The sequence below is a fragment of the Brevundimonas pondensis genome (assembly GCF_017487345.1).
Lineage (GTDB): Bacteria > Pseudomonadota > Alphaproteobacteria > Caulobacterales > Caulobacteraceae > Brevundimonas > Brevundimonas pondensis.
The window spans coordinates 538,780-555,319 of sequence record NZ_CP062006.1 but is presented as its reverse complement, the minus strand read 5'-3'; the positions used below and the strand labels follow the sequence as shown (position 1 = coordinate 555,319).

Genomic DNA, 16,540 nt, shown 5'->3' with positions numbered 1-16,540 from the left:
ATTTGACGCTCTCAGACGCTCTCACGTTGATCGAAAATTCGGAGGACTTCCGGGTTCTACGCCGCCTGCCGTCGCCGCCCCGGAGTGACGATGTGTTGGACGAAGAGCGGTTCGTCGGGGTCATCGTGGACGTCGAGACCACCGGTCTAGACCATGACATCGACGAAGTGATCGAACTGGGGATGGTGAAGTTCGCCTTTGACCGTCACGGCCACGTTGGCGCCGAATTCGCTGTCTTCCAAGCGTTCAACGAGCCCAGCATCCCGATCCCGAGTGCGATAGTAGACCTCACCGGAATCTCCGATCTCGACGTCCGGGGGAAAAGGATCTCAGCGGAGGCCCTGCACGCCTATATGGACGGCGTGTCCCTATCTCTTGGCTACGCTCACAGTTCGGCCTCGATGGCTATTTCCTATCCGTCTCGGTGCCGCGAAGGGCGGGGACGCACGTGCGCCAAGCTGCTCCAGCATCAATACCGACCTGCAAGCCCAACAGCGAAATCTACGCTGCACTACTAGAACAGTGCCCGCTCAGCGAGGCAGCCGCGGCCTATCTGGCGAGTCGACGGTTTACACCGAAGACCATCAGGCACTTCAAGCTGGGTATGCGATCCTCGCCGCAATCACCCAAAGCGGGCTCGAGATGGAGATCAGCCTTGACCGAAAGCAGGGGCTGCTCCGCCAATGGTTGCAAGACGGTGAGGCTAGGCCCGGTCCAGAATGGCGGAAAATCTCTAGGCTGACGGCGGCGGCCGCCCTCGTCTTCGACCGTGCAGGCGCGCCCAACGCCAAGGTATCGCTACAGGACCTCTGGGCCGCCGGCGAAGAGTTGACGACCCTTGCCGCGATGATCCGCGACCCTGGCTCGGTCACTGGCGCGACCTTCACGACCCGGCCCGATATCGAAATTCCGCGGCCCGAGCCGATCCGAATGGTGCTCGGCCACTCCTTCAACGTCGGCGAATTCGTTATCGCCTACGGTGCCAGGGCCGAAGCTTCGGGACGCGAGAGCGAGAGCGAAGCCGACATCATCTGGTCTTCCGGGGCGCTCGTCTTCCTCGGCCTTAAGCGGGTCGCGTCAGCGCGGCAGTTCTTCGCCTTCCTCGACGGTCTGCCGCAGGAACCGTTTCGGGTTCTAACGGGTGTTTATCAGGCGAAGCGTTCCGACTGCCCCGCGAGCATTCAGGCAGCCGCGACGCCGGCACCGCGCCCAGTCAAAGGCACGGGCTCGGGAGGCGTCAGCGTAAGATCCGCCCCAGCCGATCGCGGCGCTCGACACCGATCATCGGTGGGCGCGTCGGTCAAGCCTTGAGGTCCGCATCGTCCACGACCGGACTGCCAAACTGGATTTAGCTTTTCCCGCTCATGGCGAAGCTAGCTTTTCCACGCTCCTGTGAGCGTTCTGGCTCCTAGTTTCCCCTCACCAGAGATCATGCCCGGCTGCGCTTCCGCAAAGCAGACAATCCGAGCAGCGGATAGAGTCAGCAGAAGACCACAGCCCGCCCCCTTGAGAAGCGAGCCGGTCCCGCTTCTCAAGATATGGTTCCACTCCGAACTCGTGCTCGTGCGCCATATTGACCAGCTTTGTGGAGGGGTAAAAACGCGGGGGCATCATGTCGTCGGCGGCGTCGATGTATTCGCCGGCAATGACGAGCCAAAATCGCCCGGCCTCGACGGCTGTGAGCAAGCCGTAGCGGGGATGCTCGATCTGTCGGAGGTTGATGCCTCGGGGGTGCATCCCCGAGCCCGAATCCATCCCGTCGAAGATTTCAATCCATTCGGCGTTCGAGATCAGGCAGGGCGTCGAGAAGTCGTGGGGGTACATGATGTCTATCCTCGTATTGATTGAGTTAGCGGCACTGATGCCGAACGCCTGACCCGATGTCGGGGGCGGATCCCATTCACCCATACTGATGTCATCCGCAAAGAGAGCGACCATCTCAGCGGGACAATTCGGATGGTGACGGGCAGCGTGTGCATCACCGCCTCGCGGTCGAACCGGCTTCGCCGTTTCCTATGCGCCATTCGTCCTCCGCACCCTTGGAGTAAACAATGGGAGCCTTGGTTCTGATACCTGAGGTAATTCACGCTCAAGCTTGCGATGCGGCTCATCCGTGATGGCAGCCGCCAGCCGGTCTAGAGCTGCGCTCAGGCGCGGCGCGACGACGGGAGGGGGCTTCGATTGCCCGCCGTTCAGCCGGTCTGCTGCCTCTATGGCTTTGACTGGAACGCGCAGCACATAGGCGTTCGAGGTCTGCTTGAGTTGCGGCCCCTTCTGACCTGGGGTTTCGACCCGATCATACCGACGGGTCCAACTCAGGAAGCCGTGAGCTTCCAGTTGAGCCTTCCACGCGTGGATGGATTTGCGCGCTACATTGAGCGCCTTGGCCAGCCAGAAAACCGAGGGTTCGAGCCGTCCGTTGCCCTTGACGCTTATCGACACTAGGACCTCGGCCAAACGGATCGCGCCAAAACTGATTGTGCCAAGGGCGCCGGTGCGCTGGCCTTTTTTCCTTAGCCGTTCCGAATAGACCTTGAGGACGAAGATCAGACGCTGACCTTCCTTACGGCTGAACCGCGTCCAGCGCGTGTTTGCGGATAATTGACTGCCACGACGCACGCGTGGAGGCGGCGCGCCCCAGCGGTGAGAATAGGCGCTCATGACAGCGCCCCATTCTTCCGATAGGATGCGACCTGTTCAGATTGCTTTCTTGAACCGTGATGTACCCCGGTGAGGCCCGCCAGCCCGCCGGGGTTTTTCGTACCTGAAGCCGCCCTTCGACGGGTAGCCATTCCGTTTAAATGTCGTTTGTTTTCATCAAGCGCCTCCAGGGCGGTTAGTCCACCTAAGTCATTGAACAGGAAGACTTGTCGGCCTTCCTCTCTGTCCGCCACGCGCCCGTCCCCGACCGGCGGCTATGGTCCGGCCAAGGCCTTGCCCGCAGATTTCCACCGTTCGGAATTTGTCAGACGAGACGCTTCGATCCTGATCGACTCGCAACCCGGAATACTCCGGATAAGGCTGCGCAGGTTGTCGGCCAGCGAGGGCGGCATCCACGGATTCAGCAATACGCGGTTGAGCGACGTCAGCTCGATCGCCACGGATTTGGCCATCACCGCGCTTTCGGCGCATGTCGATACAATGCGCCACTCGCGTTCATCGCTGAAGCCCTCGCGCTTTACATACGGCAGACGGTCGGCCTCGCGGGAATGCAGAGTCTCCAGGTCGCCTACCTTGAGGTAGTCCACCTTGCGCATTTCGATTCCGGGCAGAATGGACAGTTGGCGTTCAAGCGGCCGTCGCTCGAATTCCAGGCATATGCCTTCCATGCCCTGCGTGAAGACGCGCCAGTGATGGTATGTCTCGGTGGCCAACGTGCAGCACAAGGCCAGAACAGACCCGGCGTTCGACACCGAGCGATAGAGTTCCATGAAATAGACGTCGTTCAGATCGTCCCATTTTGACGGGCTGAGCAGAACGAGGCGCTTCTGGGCCAAGGTATCCAGCGCGCTGGAGAGCGTCGTGTAGCGTCGCACATATTTGTCGAGATCCCGCGCCATCGTCACCCCCAAGGACGACCGGAAGTTCGGGCGCCCACGCACGCTCGGTCAAGCCCATCCCTTGTGCGCCTCCGGACGACAACGAAGCGTCGCGATTATCGATAGTGGACGCCCTGTCCTGTCACGCGCCGCTTGACCGTCGGCGCGACACGCTTGAGGGTCCGCCCCCTGTTGCAGGGCGAGGTTTCACATGAGCCAGAGAGTCACCATGGTCACAGGCGCCTCCGGCGTGCTGGGACAAGCGATCGTCGAGGCGGCGCTGGCGCGCGGCGACAGTGTATTTGGCGTGGACTTCGGCGCTCCGGGTCAGGAAGGCAGTGATCACTGGCAGGGGCTGGGCGGCGTAGACCTGTCCGATCCGGCCGCAGCGCAGACGGCCGTCGATGCTGCGGTTCAACGCTTTGGACGTATCGACAGCCTGATCAACGCCGTCGGCGGTTTCGTCTGGCAGACGACCGAGGGGCCTCTGGACAGTTGGGACCGGATGCACCGCATGAACCTGACCACGGTGCTGAACACCTGCCGCGCCGCCCTGCCCGCCCTGATGCAGTCGGGCAAGGGACGCATCGTCAATGTCGGCGCTCTGGGCGCTGTCCAGGCCGGCGCCGGCATGGGCGCCTACGCCGCATCAAAAGCAGGCGTGCACAAGCTGACGGAATCCCTGGCGGAAGAGACCAGGTCGACGGCCCTGACCGTCAACGCCGTCATGCCGTCAATCATCGACACCCCGGCCAACCGCGCCGACATGGCCGAAGCGGACTTCGCCACATGGGTGAGTCCCGCCGAATTGGCGGCGGTCATCCTGTTCCTGGCCAGCGACGCCGCCTCGGCGGTGACCGGCGCCCTGGTGCCGGTCCGGGGGCGCGTCTAGATCCGCCCTCGGGCGAGCGTCAGTCCTCGCCCTCGTCGGCGTCCACAGCGCTGGCGACCAGATCGCGCCACGTCGGATCGGTATCGTCCACCAGATCGACGTCGTCCATCAGCGCCACGGCTCCACCGCCGTCAGGGAGGATCAGGCCCAGCACCTCCATGACCTCGCCGTCCGATCCGATGTGGGCCTCGGCCTGAACGATCACTGCCGCCTGTTCGCCGTCGTCTTCCCACCAGATGACCGGCTGCGGCAGCTCCATGTCGATGACCCGAGGGTCCTCGGTGTCGCCCAGGGCAAAGACGGCGCGCCGCGCCTGAACATCATCCAGAGTGGCGATCACGCCGGTAAAAGGTTTCAACCGCGCCCAGTCATCGACGTCGAAACCGCCGCCGTCCTCCTCGAACAGGTCGTCATCCTGGCCCATGCGCGCGCTCCTTGATCCGGGGGTTCTCTAGCAGGACGTAATGCCCGCGTCAGGTCCGGGACGCCGCCGCCGTTCGGCAATGCTCAGCGAAGCCGGTGATGAAGCGCGTCAGGCGACGGCGGGCTTCCTCGTCGACCAGCCGCCCTTCCGCGTCGAAGGCGGCGCCCGCGTGCGGGACCAGCATGCGCCCGCCGAACCAGGGCGCGGTCCCCAGGGTGCGCAAGACCGGCAGCCAGGCAGCCTGGCTCATCACCGTGCCGAACGGTCCGGGCGAAGCGCCCAGCACCGCCACCGGCCGTCCGCCGAACACCCGGTCGATGTCCGAGGCCGGGCGGCTGAGCCAGTCGATGGCGTTCTTGAACACGCCGGGCATGCCGTTGTTGTACTCGGGCGTGAACAGCAGCAGGCCGTCGCAGTCGGCGATCAGATCCTTCAGCGCGACCACTGCCTCGGGCAGCCCCTGATCCCGCTCGACGTCGCCGTCATAGAGGGGGACGCCCCGGATCGAGCCCTCGACCAGCTCCACGCCATCGGGCGTCGATTCCTGCGCCGCCCGCAGCAGGGCGCTGTTGTAGGAGGCCGCCCGCAGGCTGCCCGACACTCCGACCAGACGCATCAGTCGTTCGTCTCCGCAAAGGCATAGGGGGTCGCGCGGGGCGACGCAGGCGTTTCACCGTGAATCTGCTGTTCGGCGCAACCCTGAACCAGAAAGTCCAACAGCAAGCGAACTGAAGGCAGCAACCCCCGCCGCGAGGGGAAGACGGCATGGACGATCCACTTCCTGGGTCGCCAGTCGGGCAGCAGGTCGATCAACCGCCCCGCCTCCAGATCGCGCGCCACCGCCACGCTTGGCAGCAGGACCACACCCAACCCCTGCAACGCGCCCTCATGCAGCATGTGCAGGTCGTCGGTCACCAGACGCGGCGCATGGCGCACAGAGGCGGTCATGCCGTCCCGGTGGTGCAGGGCCCAGACGTGGTCGCGATGCGCCGGGCCGAAGTCCAGGCTGGGCCAGTCGCTCAGGTCCGCCGGACCAGCGGGCGTCGCGAACCGCGCGATCAGCGCGGGCGAGGCCACCAGACGGTGCACGCTCTCGTCCAGCTTGCGCATGACCAGGTCCGTGACTTCCAGCGGCGGCTCGCGCACGCGGATGGCCAGGTCGAAGCCCTCGCCGATGACGTCCACCCGGCGGCTGGTGCTGTGCAGATGCACCTCGACCTCCGGATAGACGGCCATGAACCGGGCGATCAGCCCGCCCATCTGATAGGTCAGCAGGCCCGGCACGCAGGCGACGCGGATGACGCCGCGCGGCTGGGCGGCGACATTGTCGATCACGGCTTGGGCCGCCTCGGCCTCGACCAGCATGGCCAGGCAGTGGCGATAGTATTCCTGACCCACCTCGGTGACCGAGAACTTGCGCGACGACCGCTGGATCAGGCGCGTGCCCAACTGGTCCTCCAGAAAGGCGATGCGTCGGCTCAGCTTGGACTTCTGCATCCCCAGCGCCCGCGCGGCCGGGGCGAAGCCGCCGTGGTCCACCACCTGGACGAAGTAATAGAGGTCGTTGAGGTCTCTCATCGTCCTATCAATAGAACGCAGCGAGGCGATTTCGCAATCTTCTGCGGTCGGCGTTCCACCGTCATAAAGCCTCCAACGCGGTCGGCGAGGTCCGGTCGCCCCCGAAGGAGAGACATCATGAAGAAGGTTCTGGGACGTTACGGCAATGATCGCGGCCACTGGGTCGGCGACGGCTTCCCGGTGCGCTCGCTGTTTTCCTATGACAGCGTCGGCAAGCACGTCAGCCCCTTCCTGCTGCTCGACTACGCTGGTCCGCACAATTTCGAGCCGACCGACAAGCGTCGCGGCGTCGGCCAGCATCCGCACCGCGGCTTCGAGACCGTGACCATCGTCTATGACGGCGAGGTCGAGCACCGCGACTCCACCGGCCAGGGCGGCATCATCGGCCCCGGCGACGTCCAGTGGATGACGGCGGGCGGCGGCATCTTGCACGAGGAGTTCCACTCGCCCGCCTTTGCGCGGACCGGCGGCCCCTTCCGCATGGTGCAACTGTGGGTCAACCTGCCGGCCAAGGACAAGATGACCCGTCCTGGCTATCAGTCGATCCTCAACGCCGACATTCCGACGGTGGCCTTGCCCGACAACGCGGGCACGGCCCGGATCATCGCCGGCGCCATGGACGGCTCGAAAGGCCCGGCCAGCACCTTCACCCCCATCAATGTGTGGGACGTGCGGTTGAACCGGGACGCCGAGACGACGCTGACCCTGCCGGAAGGCCACACCGCCATCGTGGTCGTCCTGTCGGGTCACGTCACGGTCAACGGCGACCAGGGCGCCGGGTCCGCCGAGGCCCTGCTGCTGGATCGTCAGGGCGACAGCGTCACCCTGCACGCCGACGCCGACGCCGTCCTGCTGGTCCTGACCGGCGAGCCGATCGACGAGCCCATCGTCGGCTACGGCCCCTTCGTGATGAACAGTGAGGACGAAATCCGCACCGCCATCGCCGACTTCAACAGCGGCCGCTTCGGCGACATCCCCGCCGCCTGATCCCCTCACGAAAACGTAGGCCCGGTCTTCGGACCGGGCCGCAACCCCCGCCTTGACCGGAGCATTGCTCCGAACGCGGCTCCCTGCCTGAAAGGAAAGCCCCTCATGTCCGCTTCCACCCTACCCGCCAACTTCAACGGCGCCCGCCCGGTCATCGACCCGAACGACGCCGTCATGCTGCTGATCGATCATCAGAGCGGGCTGTTCCAGACCGTGGCCGACATGCCGATGACCACCCTGCGCCGCCACGCCGCCGCCCTGGCCTCGATGGCCACCCTGGCCAAGCTGCCGGTCATCACCACCGCTTCGGTGCCGCAGGGTCCGAACGGCCCGCTGATCCCGGAAATCCACGCCAACGCCCCCCACGCCCAGTATGTGGCGCGCAAGGGCGAGATCAACGCCTAGGACAACCCCGACTTCGTTGCGGCGGTAAAGGCGACGGGCCGCAAGACCCTGATCATCGCCGGCACCATCACCAGCGTCTGCATGGCCTTCCCCGCCATCAGCGCCGCCTATGAGGGCTACAAGGTCTTCGCCGTGGTCGACGCCTCGGGCACCTATTCCAAGATGGCTCAGGAAGTGACCCTGGCCCGCGTGGTCCAGGCCGGCGTCATCCCCATGGACATGGCCGCCGTCGCCTCGGAACTGCAGAAGACCTGGCGCCGCGACGACGCCCAGCAGTGGGCCGAGGTCTACACCCAGATCTTCCCGCCCTATCAGCTGCTGATCGAAAGCTACGGCAAGGCCCAGCAGGTCGCGACTGACCACGAGATCCTGGACTCGCAGCGCAGCTGACCTCCTCCCGCCGGCCTCGCCGTCCTGGCGGGGTCGGTCCCTCCAGCGCGTGCTGCGCCCTCAGCACACCCCATCATGGAGCCCTCGACATGACCAGCGAACCGATCCGCGATCCCGTCGCCGACGACCTTCTGACGCCTCAAAATGCAGCCTTCATCATCATCGACTACCAGCCGGTTCAGGTGAACTCGATCGCCTCGATGGACCGCCAGCTTCTGGTCAACAACATCGTCGGCACGGCCAAGGCCGCCGTGGCCTATGGCCTGCCCATCGTCCATTCGACGGTCAATGTGAAGACCGGCCTGAACAAGCCGCCGATCGGCCAGCTGCGCAAGGTCCTGGCCGACTATCCGACCTATGACCGCACCACGATCAACTCCTGGGAAGACGTGGAATTCCGCAAGGCGGTCGAGGCGACCGGTCGCAAGAAGCTGATCATGACGGCCCTGTGGACCGAAGCCTGCCTGACCTTCCCGGCGCTGGACGCCTTGCGCGAAGGCTATGAGGTCTATGTCGTGGCCGACGCCGTCGGCGGCACCTCGACCACGGCCCACGAGATGGCCCTGCGCCGCATCGAACAGGCCGGCGGAAAAATGATCTCGGTGCCGCAACTGTTCTGTGAACTGCAGCGCGACTGGAAGCGGTCGGAAACCGTTCCCGCCTTCATGAACCTGTTCATCGAAACCGGCGGCACGGCCGGGATTCAGTTCTCCTACGACAAGGACTGATCCCTCACGGGCGGTCCGTTTCCCCGACTGGACCGCCCTCCTTTTTCTTCCGAGGAGGCCCGCCATGGCCGAACTGTTCGTCACCGTCGGCCTGCGCGCCAGGGCCGGAAAGGAAGAGGCCCTGAGGCAGGACCTCATTGCCGTCGCCCGCACCTCCCAGCACGAAGAGGGCGCCCTGCGCTACGAACTCTATGAGGACAGCAGCCAGCCCGGCCTCTTCATCTTCATCGAGCACTGGGCGTCCGAGGCGGCCCAGTCAAAACACCACAACGACGGCCCTCACATTCGACATTTCCATGAGCACGGCGCCGCCAACGTCGAGCGGACCGAGTTCTTCCATCGCCTGGACCGCCTCGCCTGAAACCCCTGCCGCCCTCTCCGATGAGCCACGCTGAAGCCTCATGCCCGACCATTACCTGCTGATCGGCCGCATCCTTCTGGTCCTGCTCTTTCTTCAGAGCGGGATCACAAAGGCCATCCGCTTTCAGGACGGTCTGGTCGAGGTCCGCAGCAAGAAGATCCCCTTCCCGCACCTGGCCCTGCTGGGAACCGTCGTGCTGCAGATCGTGGGAAGCGCCCTGCTGATCGCAGGCTGGCTCACCACCCCGACCGCCGCCCTGATGGCCCTGTTCACCCTGGCCACGGCGGTCGTATTCTATGATTTCTGGAACTTGAAAGCCGAGCAGCGCGCTGCATCCCTGAACGGGTTCTTCGAGCACATCAGCATCATCGGCGGATTCCTGATTCTGATGGCCGCCGGACCGGGGCGCCTTGTTCTCTGAACCCTTCACAGTGACGCCTATATTCAACCCCATCCCGGACTTGGAGAAAGCCCCATGATCGAACTCGTCATCGACCAGCGCCGCAAGGATCTCGGCGGCTTCGAGGTGGGTCGCGTCCTGCCCTACGCCAAGCGCCGCGCGGTCGGCCCCTTCGTCTTCTTCGACCACATGGGGCCGGTCGACATGCCGGCGGGCCTGCCCAGGACCGTCGACGTGCGTCCCCACCCCCATATCGGCATCTCGACCCTGACCTATCTGTTCGACGGCGAGATCACCCACCGCGACAGCCTGGGCGTGCAGCAGGACATCCGGCCGGCCGAGGTCAACTGGATGACCGCCGGCAGCGGCGTCACCCATTCCGAACGTTTCGAGCGCGCCCGCCGCGAGGGCGGCCGTCTGGAGGGCATCCAGGCCTGGGTCGCCCTGCCCGATGGTCAGGAAGAAATCGATCCCTCCTTCCAGCACGTCGGGACCACCGAGTTGCCGACCTGGAGCGAGGACGGGATCAAGGGTCGTCTGGCCGCCGGCGAAGCCTTCGGCATGAAGGCTGGCGTCAGCACCTTCTCGCCCCTGCACTATCTGCATCTTGAGCTGGAGCCCGGCGCCCGCTTCCAGACCCCGACCAATCATTCCGAAAGCGCCGTCTATGTCGTCTCGGGTCTGGTCGAGATCGACGACGGCCGCCCGCTCGGCCACGGCCAGATGGCGGTTCTGGAAAAGAAGATCGCCTCGGTCGTCTGCGCGCTTGAGCCTTCGACCATCATGGTGCTGGGCGGCGAGCCGGTGGGCGAACGCTTCATCGACTGGAACTTCGTCTCCTCGTCGAAAGACCGCATCGAGCAGGCCAAGGCCGACTGGCGCGCCGGGCGCATGAAGCTGCCCGACATGGACGATCAGGAGTTCATCCCCCTGCCCGCCGATCCGACCCCGCCCGCCAATCCCATGTCCTGACCCCAGCCTTCTGAACGGAGCCGTCCTCATGGCCGTCGCCCAAGCCCACATCGGAACCGCCCGCTACCGGACCTCGATTCGGACGGGCGGCGACCTGAAACATGAACTGACCGCCGACGAGCCCGAACGCCTGGGCGGCGCCGACAGCGGCCCGGCGCCCTTCGACCTGCTGATTTCGGCGCTCGGCGCCTGCACCGCCATCACCCTGACCATGTACGCCGAAAAGAAGGGCTGGCCGCTGGAGGGGCTGGATATTCGCCTGGAATATCTGGGCGGCGAGACCCCGCCGCGCATCGAACGGGTGCTGACCCCCGCCGGACCTCTGGACGAGGCCCAGCGTGCCCGCCTGGCCGATGTGGCCGAACGCACGCCCGTCACCCTGGCCATCAAGAACGGCGTGCCGGTGCATACGAGCTTGGGCTAAAAAGGACCGGCAGGAAGCCGTAAACAGAACTCGGCCCGGACCGGAACAGCCACGAAACGAATCATGACCGAATCAGCGACACCGCCCGATTCAGCCTTTGTTCTCTACCATATATTGTAGCTTAACGCAGATTAATCGCTAGGATTTTCTTGCCGGGCGCCTTTTCCACCGCCCCCGCCTTCCCCTTCCCGGTCCGACCCGCTAGGGACGAACCATGACGGCCCCGTAGCTCAGCCGCATAGAGCAAGGCTTTCCTAAAGCCGAGGTCGCAGGTTGGAGTCCTGCCGGGGTCGCCAGCAAATTGTTTCCGGATGTGAAACCGATAGCCGCTCGCGCCTGATGCAGTGGATTTCAGCGCGTCAGATGAAACTCGTGCCTCAGACAGATCCCGCCTTATCGTGACCCGACACGCGCCGCCTGGGGACAGGGCTGCAGACCTGAAGCTGCGCCATGAAAAAGGAGCCCCCCGCCCGGCGGGAGGCTCCGGGTATGATCAAGGAGGAGGGGCAGCGGCCCTAGAAGGCGACGCGGACGCCGATACGACCGGTGTAGTTACGATAGTCGTCGCCCGAATCGGCCCTGGCCTCGGCGAAACCGGTCAGGCCCGTCTTCGAAGTGAAGGTCACGCCCAGCTGGTATTGGCCGAAGGCGTCCACCACCTCATTCTCGAAGGCGCTGTCCGCCGCTCCCGAGGTGAAGCGCACCCCGCCTTCGCCAGCCAGTTCCTGCACGAAATGAGCGCCCAGATAATAGGCGACCTGCCCCTGCGCGACCGCGGTTGCGCCACCGAGGCGAGCCCCTGCCCGGGCGCGCAGACCGTCCAGCGCCTCAAAGTCGATCACAGCGCCCTGCGTCGCCAGGGCGTCGAGGTCGGTGCGGCTGTAGGCCAGACTGACCGCCGGCTCAAAGAAGAAGGTCCTGGCCTCGATTTCACCATTGAGACGGACGCCGGTTTCGAGTTGCAGACCATAGCCGCGGCCATCGAGCGTTTCTTCATAGCCGGCCGTGACACTGCGCGACTTGACGTCGAACCAGTCATGTTTGGCCAGGGCGTTGATGAAATATCGTCCGTGACGAAGCCCGGCATAGGCGCCCAGGTTGAAGCCTCGATAGTCAGCACGATCGGCCGTGTCGCGGAACCGCATCTCTGAGTCGACATAGCCGCCGGTGACGCCGTAGGTCACGCCCGTGTCGCCGATCCGACCGAGGTCGAGGCCCATCTGGCCCCCATGATGGTCCTGATCATAGGACAGGGACACCGCCTGATCAGGGCGAGCCAGGATTTCCTCGCGTTTGTCCGAAGCCCTGTGGATCTGCCCCCAGACCCGGCGAGCCGCGCCGTCCTCGGACGGATCACGCAGGGCGGCGATGTGGGAAGACCAGGCCTCGGCCGACTGACGCCACAGGGCCTGGGCGCCCTCGTTCAGCTTCATCGCGCGGAAGACCGCGTCGCCTTCTGTCACGGCGATGAAGAAGTCGTCGGCCGCCGCATCATGCCGCAAGCCGTAGCGGATGAAGCCGATGTTGTCGGTTTCCCCGGCCAGCGTGAAGGCGCCAGGCGCCGAGCCGCCGGCGGCGTCAACCAGCTTCAGCACGGCGCCGGGCTTGAGCGACGCGTTGTTGCTGTAGTTCAGGACAATGGTGGTCGTGCCCGAAGCGCTGCCGCCGACGACCAGTTGATCGTGGCGCGGACCGCCTGCCGCTCCCGCATCGACATCGAGAACAAGACGCCCAGCCTGGCCGACATAGTCGCCCGCAATCGACAGAACATCACCGGTGCGGCCATTGGCCATGGTGATCGTTCCGGCGTTGACGAAACGCTCGAGGTTCCGCAGCGAGACCAGACCCGCCACCGTCACCTCGCCGGTGTTCCGGAACAGGTCGCCGCCGCCGCCGAAGTCACTGACGCCCGACAGGATGAATCGGCCGCTGTTATGGACGACGTCGTCGCCGCCGCCGAAGTCGAGCGAACCGGTGATCCGGCCGCTGTTGTTCAGGGTCGTCTGCCCCCTGGCGGAGATGGCGGCCTGTTCGCCTTGATTGATGACGCCCGCATTATTGATCGTCACGGTCCGGCCTTCGGCGAAGACCGTGCTGACGCCAGGGGCTGCGATCGATGCGGGACTGAAGGTGCCGGCGTTGAAGGCGACCGGCAGGACCGCCGGGACGCCGCTGGTCAGGACGCTGGCTGCGCCGATATCGAGGACGACGGCGCCTTCCGTAGTGGAGGCGTGGATCGCACCCGCCGCAGCCGAAGTCACGGCGCCCGTCGTCGAGACCGCAATGTCGCCTTCGCCGCTCATCGCACGGATGGCGGTGTCGGCGGCGCGGACGACGCCTGCCGCCACCGTCATGTCGCCGACCTCGCTGCTGACATCGACGCCGTAGCTGCCGAGGCCGGCCGCAGAAACGCTGTTGACCCTGATGACCGAGGTGTTGCCGCCCGAACGCGCCATGACGCCATGTGCGTTGACGCCCAGGGTCGAGATCGCATGGGCGTCAATGGTGATACCTCCGCCGCCATCGGCGTCGATGCCGTAGCTCTCTTCGCCTTCGGTGGTGATCGCGCCGGTGCTGACGATGCGAACCACGCCGTCGTCGCTGTCGGCCTCGACGCCGCTGGCGTTGTCGCCCCTGGTTGCAATGGCGCCGACCGTGACGTCGACGTCGCCTGTGTAGCTGTTGACGTCGACGCCATCGCTATTGTGGTCGCTCGTCGAGATCAGGCCCAGAGCGACGATCTTGGCCGTGCCGTTCTCGCTGCGCGCCCGAATGGCGTCGGCGCTGTAGCCAGTGGTGGTGATCGCCGCCGTGGTGATGCTGACGTCGCCGCCGCCGTAGACGCTGATCCCGTCAGCGTCGTCGCCCGAGGTCGACAGGGCGCCTTTGGTCAGAACGGTCGTCTTGCCCGTGTAGTTCTCGACAAAGACGGCGTTGGCGTCAGAGCCGGCGGTCGTAATCGTTCCTTCGGCGTTGATGGAAATATCGCCGCTGTCGCTGGCGGCGCGAACGCCGTTGCCGAAGACCCCGGTCGTCGAGATCGCGCCCAGGGCCAGGATGTCCACCGATCCAAAGACGGTCGAAGCGAAAACCCCGTCGCCTCCGGTCGTCAGCGGGCCACTGGCGATGACCCTGGCGACACCGCTGAAGCTGCTGGCGGACACGCCCGCGCTGCGCTCGCCGGTCGTCGCGACGGCGACCGTGGAGATGGTCACATCACCCTGCGCCTGGGCTCGTATGGCGTCGCTTTCGAAGCCCGACGTCGAGACCGCGCCGGTATTGACGATGGTGATCGAACCGGATTCGGCCTGGGCATAGAGGCCCATGCTGTTGTCGCCGGCCGTCCGCACGGTCGCTCTGTTGTTCACGTCGATCTTGCCGGTGATCGTGCTGACCATGACGGCGTCGCTGTTCGCACCTTCCGTGGAGAGGACCCCCGACGCGACCAGGGCGACGTCGCCCGAAGTCGTCCACAGGCTGACGGCGTCGCTGTCCTCGCCCCCAGTCGACAACGCGCCGATATCGGCGGTGATGTCGCCTGTGACGGTCTGCACCAGGACGCCTGTCGCGCGAACGCCGGAGGTCGTGATCTGACCGCGGCTGACCAGGGCGACGTCGCCGCGCTCGGCCAGGACTGGGTCCATCCGGCCCGTGGCGATTTCGATCCCGTGCCCGCCCTCGCCGGTTGTCGTGACCACACCCTGGTTGTCGACCGAAATCAGACCGCTCTTGCTCTCGGCCTTGAGGCCCGAGCCGAACAGGCCGGAGGTGGTGATGACGCCGTCGGCGCCGTTGATCAGGGTCAGTGAGCCGCTGTTGGTCCTGGCCTCAAGACCGTGCGCCTGATAGCCGCTGGTCGAAACAGAGCCCTGATTGCCGAGAATGGCGTCTCCGCCGTCGGTTTGCGCGTAAAGACCCGAAGCTGCGACGCCCGTAGTCGTGACGACGCCGCCGACGCCGTTGGTCAGGGTAAGCGAGCCGCTGACGGTCTGGCCCTCAAGACCGTGCGCCTGATAGCCGCCGGTCGAAACAGAGCCCTGGTTGCCGATGGCGCCGACGCCGGTTTCGCTTTCGCTGCGAAGGCCGGAAGACATGCCGCCATGGGTCGTGACCAAGCCGCCGACGCCATTGGTCAGGGTGACGGCGCCGCTGACGGTCTTGCCCTGGATCCCCATAGCCAGTTCGCCGATCGTGGAGACGGAGCCCTGGTTGTCGATGGCGACGACGCCAGCCTGATTGTCGCCCTTGAGGGCGATGGCGAACATACCAGCGGTCGAGGCGCTGCCGGTGTTGACGATGCGCACGGGGCCGTCGGCGGTGCTGTGCCCGGCAATCGCATAGCCGTTGCCGGCGGTCGTCGTGATGGTGCCCGAGTTGGTGATGTCGAGCGTGGTCGCCGCGCGAGACACGATGCCGAGTTCATCGGCCGTGATGTCGGCGTTGTTGGTGATGCTGACCGATCCTCCGTTGCTGGCGGCGGCGATACCTTCGCTGCCGACGCCCGCAGCCGAGATGGCGCCCGAGGTCGTCAGCACAACACTGCCGGCTGAGGTGTTCAGGATGGAGACGCCGATACCGTTGGCGCCGTTGACCGTGACCGAGCCGACCTCGGCGATGATGTCGCCGCCGAAGTTCTGCAGCACGACGCCGGCGCTTCCCTCACCGTTCGTCGTGACGCCTCCCGTGCTGATCAGGGAAAGACGGCCGTCGTAGACATAGCCGCCAATGGCGTTGGCCTGGGGGCCGGCGGTCGTAACCTGCCCGTGGTTTTCAAGTTTGACATCGCCGAGGATGCTGACGCCGAGGATGCCGCTGCCATTGACGCCTGCGGCGGAGACTGTCCCGCCCGCCTCGTTGACCACCGAGACCTCGCCATCCTGCGAGACCACATAGACGCCGGCGCTGTCCCGGCCGGTCGTGACGATACGGCCGGAGTTGGTGATGGTTCGATCGCCGCCAGCCGCCGTGGCCACCACGCCGAAGGCGCCGGCGCCGTTGGTCGTCACATCGCCGGTGTTCGTGATGAAGACATCGCCGCCCCAGGCCAGGCCGCTCAGCCCGTGAGCTTCGTCACCGGCGGTAAGGACGACGCCGTTCTGGTTGATGGACAGGACGCCCTGGCCAGTCGAGACGTAGACGCCTGAGTCGGCAATCGCCGTCGTCGTCACCGTCGCAGTCCGGTCGATATTGAGGGTCAGGTCGTCCTGACCGCCCGCGAAATAGGTCACGCCCGTGCCGTATGCGCCGGTACAAGTGACCGCGCCGCCGACGGCAGGACCGCATTCCGGCCCGCCAAAAGCCATGGCGGGGCTGATCAGCGCCATGGACGCGCCGACCAGGGCCGAACCGATCTGGAGGCGTGAACGCAGCGAAGGCGTTCCGCTCTGAACCAAATTCCGGCCCGCACGCTTCGCCAAAATCGAGAAATCGCTCATGTATA

General features: G+C 65.3%; 18 protein-coding genes and 1 tRNA gene. 12 read left to right on the top strand and 7 right to left on the bottom strand.

Features of this window, described 5'->3' with window-relative positions:
* The first annotated feature begins 92 nt into the window (after positions 1–92).
* Both IFE19_RS03055 and IFE19_RS03050 read left to right on the top strand, forming a co-directional pair.
* The gene (locus IFE19_RS03055; protein WP_207825564.1) at positions 93–518 is read left to right on the top strand and encodes an exonuclease domain-containing protein; all 426 of its coding nucleotides are present in this window, start codon (positions 93–95) and stop codon (positions 516–518) included.
* A 124-nt stretch (positions 519–642) separates the two neighbouring features.
* Complete coding sequence (locus IFE19_RS03050) at positions 643–1,311, top strand: hypothetical protein (protein ID WP_207825562.1); 669 nt, start codon at positions 643–645, stop codon at positions 1,309–1,311.
* A gap of 108 nt (positions 1,312–1,419) precedes the next feature.
* Here the strand turns inward: IFE19_RS03050 and IFE19_RS03045 are convergent, their stop codons facing one another.
* From IFE19_RS03045 to IFE19_RS03035, 3 genes are all read right to left on the bottom strand, one after another.
* Entirely contained in the window at positions 1,420–1,824 is a 405-nt protein-coding gene (locus IFE19_RS03045; protein WP_207825560.1) for a hypothetical protein, read from the bottom strand.
* A 189-nt stretch (positions 1,825–2,013) separates the two neighbouring features.
* Positions 2,014–2,661 (bottom strand): hypothetical protein, encoded by a 648-nt coding sequence (locus IFE19_RS03040; RefSeq protein ID WP_207825558.1) that lies wholly within the window; start codon positions 2,659–2,661, stop codon positions 2,014–2,016.
* 254 nt (positions 2,662–2,915) lie between these two features.
* On the bottom strand, positions 2,916–3,560 hold the full coding sequence (locus IFE19_RS03035; RefSeq protein WP_207825557.1) for a DUF2971 domain-containing protein: 645 nt from the start codon (positions 3,558–3,560) through the stop codon (positions 2,916–2,918).
* A gap of 190 nt (positions 3,561–3,750) precedes the next feature.
* Between IFE19_RS03035 and IFE19_RS03030 the strand changes: the two genes are divergently transcribed.
* Positions 3,751–4,431 carry an SDR family NAD(P)-dependent oxidoreductase gene (locus IFE19_RS03030; RefSeq protein ID WP_207825554.1) on the top strand — a complete coding sequence of 227 codons (681 nt, stop codon included), beginning with the start codon at positions 3,751–3,753 and terminating at the stop codon, positions 4,429–4,431.
* Between the two features lie 19 nt (positions 4,432–4,450).
* Here IFE19_RS03030 and IFE19_RS03025 read toward each other — a convergent pair whose 3' ends face one another.
* The 3 genes from IFE19_RS03025 to IFE19_RS03015 are packed head-to-tail and all read right to left on the bottom strand — an operon-like array spanning position 4,451 to position 6,433.
* Positions 4,451–4,855 (bottom strand): hypothetical protein, encoded by a 405-nt coding sequence (locus IFE19_RS03025; RefSeq protein ID WP_207825552.1) that lies wholly within the window; start codon positions 4,853–4,855, stop codon positions 4,451–4,453.
* A gap of 49 nt (positions 4,856–4,904) precedes the next feature.
* Positions 4,905–5,471 (bottom strand): NADPH-dependent FMN reductase, encoded by a 567-nt coding sequence (locus tag IFE19_RS03020; protein WP_207825549.1) that lies wholly within the window; start codon positions 5,469–5,471, stop codon positions 4,905–4,907.
* Complete coding sequence (locus IFE19_RS03015) at positions 5,471–6,433, bottom strand: LysR substrate-binding domain-containing protein (protein WP_207825547.1); 963 nt, start codon at positions 6,431–6,433, stop codon at positions 5,471–5,473. The genes IFE19_RS03020 and IFE19_RS03015 overlap by 1 nt, the downstream gene beginning before the upstream one ends.
* Positions 6,434–6,550: 117 nt before the next feature.
* On the opposite strand from IFE19_RS03015, the gene IFE19_RS03010 reads away from it, so the two are divergent.
* The 9 genes from IFE19_RS03010 (at position 6,551) to IFE19_RS02975 (ending at position 11,396) form a co-directional block, all read left to right on the top strand.
* On the top strand, positions 6,551–7,420 hold the full coding sequence (locus IFE19_RS03010; RefSeq protein ID WP_207825545.1) for a pirin family protein: 870 nt from the start codon (positions 6,551–6,553) through the stop codon (positions 7,418–7,420).
* A gap of 105 nt (positions 7,421–7,525) precedes the next feature.
* Positions 7,526–7,825, top strand: coding sequence for a cysteine hydrolase family protein (locus tag IFE19_RS17525; RefSeq protein ID WP_225910370.1), 300 nt, complete (start codon positions 7,526–7,528; stop codon positions 7,823–7,825).
* Positions 7,826–7,873: 48 nt separating this feature from the next.
* A complete protein-coding gene (locus IFE19_RS17520) occupies positions 7,874–8,215 on the top strand; it encodes an isochorismatase family protein (protein ID WP_225910472.1) in 342 nt (113 codons plus the stop codon).
* 89 nt (positions 8,216–8,304) lie between these two features.
* Positions 8,305–8,943, top strand: coding sequence for a hydrolase (locus IFE19_RS03000; protein ID WP_207825543.1), 639 nt, complete (start codon positions 8,305–8,307; stop codon positions 8,941–8,943).
* 64 nt (positions 8,944–9,007) lie between these two features.
* Complete coding sequence (locus IFE19_RS02995; RefSeq protein WP_207825542.1) at positions 9,008–9,304, top strand: putative quinol monooxygenase; 297 nt, start codon at positions 9,008–9,010, stop codon at positions 9,302–9,304.
* 40 nt (positions 9,305–9,344) lie between these two features.
* Positions 9,345–9,725 carry a DoxX family protein gene (locus IFE19_RS02990; RefSeq protein ID WP_207825541.1) on the top strand — a complete coding sequence of 127 codons (381 nt, stop codon included), beginning with the start codon at positions 9,345–9,347 and terminating at the stop codon, positions 9,723–9,725.
* A gap of 54 nt (positions 9,726–9,779) precedes the next feature.
* Positions 9,780–10,676: a pirin family protein gene (locus IFE19_RS02985; RefSeq protein ID WP_207825538.1), complete on the top strand. Its 897-nt coding sequence runs from the start codon at positions 9,780–9,782 to the stop codon at positions 10,674–10,676.
* 28 nt (positions 10,677–10,704) lie between these two features.
* A complete protein-coding gene (locus tag IFE19_RS02980; protein ID WP_207825536.1) occupies positions 10,705–11,100 on the top strand; it encodes an OsmC family protein in 396 nt (131 codons plus the stop codon).
* A 219-nt stretch (positions 11,101–11,319) separates the two neighbouring features.
* A tRNA-Arg gene (locus IFE19_RS02975) sits at positions 11,320–11,396 on the top strand.
* A gap of 219 nt (positions 11,397–11,615) precedes the next feature.
* On the opposite strand, the gene IFE19_RS02970 is transcribed toward IFE19_RS02975, so the two are convergent.
* Positions 11,616–16,424, bottom strand: coding sequence for an autotransporter domain-containing protein (locus IFE19_RS02970; RefSeq protein ID WP_207825534.1), 4,809 nt, complete (start codon positions 16,422–16,424; stop codon positions 11,616–11,618).
* Positions 16,425–16,540: the final 116 nt, after the last annotated feature.

Coding starts and splice junctions, on each gene's coding strand:
- IFE19_RS02990 (WP_207825541.1), top strand. CDS start 9,345: ATGCCCGACCATTACCTGCTGATCGGCCGCATCCTTCTGGTCCTGCTC.
- IFE19_RS17525 (WP_225910370.1), top strand. CDS start 7,526: ATGTCCGCTTCCACCCTACCCGCCAACTTCAACGGCGCCCGCCCGGTC.
- IFE19_RS02995 (WP_207825542.1), top strand. CDS start 9,008: ATGGCCGAACTGTTCGTCACCGTCGGCCTGCGCGCCAGGGCCGGAAAG.
- IFE19_RS03050 (WP_207825562.1), top strand. CDS start 643: ATGGAGATCAGCCTTGACCGAAAGCAGGGGCTGCTCCGCCAATGGTTG.
- IFE19_RS03025 (WP_207825552.1), bottom strand. CDS start 4,855: ATGGGCCAGGATGACGACCTGTTCGAGGAGGACGGCGGCGGTTTCGAC.
- IFE19_RS03035 (WP_207825557.1), bottom strand. CDS start 3,560: ATGGCGCGGGATCTCGACAAATATGTGCGACGCTACACGACGCTCTCC.
- IFE19_RS02980 (WP_207825536.1), top strand. CDS start 10,705: ATGGCCGTCGCCCAAGCCCACATCGGAACCGCCCGCTACCGGACCTCG.
- IFE19_RS03000 (WP_207825543.1), top strand. CDS start 8,305: ATGACCAGCGAACCGATCCGCGATCCCGTCGCCGACGACCTTCTGACG.
- IFE19_RS03010 (WP_207825545.1), top strand. CDS start 6,551: ATGAAGAAGGTTCTGGGACGTTACGGCAATGATCGCGGCCACTGGGTC.
- IFE19_RS03045 (WP_207825560.1), bottom strand. CDS start 1,824: ATGTACCCCCACGACTTCTCGACGCCCTGCCTGATCTCGAACGCCGAA.
- IFE19_RS02970 (WP_207825534.1), bottom strand. CDS start 16,424: ATGGCGCTGATCAGCCCCGCCATGGCTTTTGGCGGGCCGGAATGCGGT.
- IFE19_RS03020 (WP_207825549.1), bottom strand. CDS start 5,471: ATGCGTCTGGTCGGAGTGTCGGGCAGCCTGCGGGCGGCCTCCTACAAC.
- IFE19_RS03040 (WP_207825558.1), bottom strand. CDS start 2,661: ATGAGCGCCTATTCTCACCGCTGGGGCGCGCCGCCTCCACGCGTGCGT.
- IFE19_RS03030 (WP_207825554.1), top strand. CDS start 3,751: ATGAGCCAGAGAGTCACCATGGTCACAGGCGCCTCCGGCGTGCTGGGA.
- IFE19_RS02985 (WP_207825538.1), top strand. CDS start 9,780: ATGATCGAACTCGTCATCGACCAGCGCCGCAAGGATCTCGGCGGCTTC.
- IFE19_RS03015 (WP_207825547.1), bottom strand. CDS start 6,433: ATGAGAGACCTCAACGACCTCTATTACTTCGTCCAGGTGGTGGACCAC.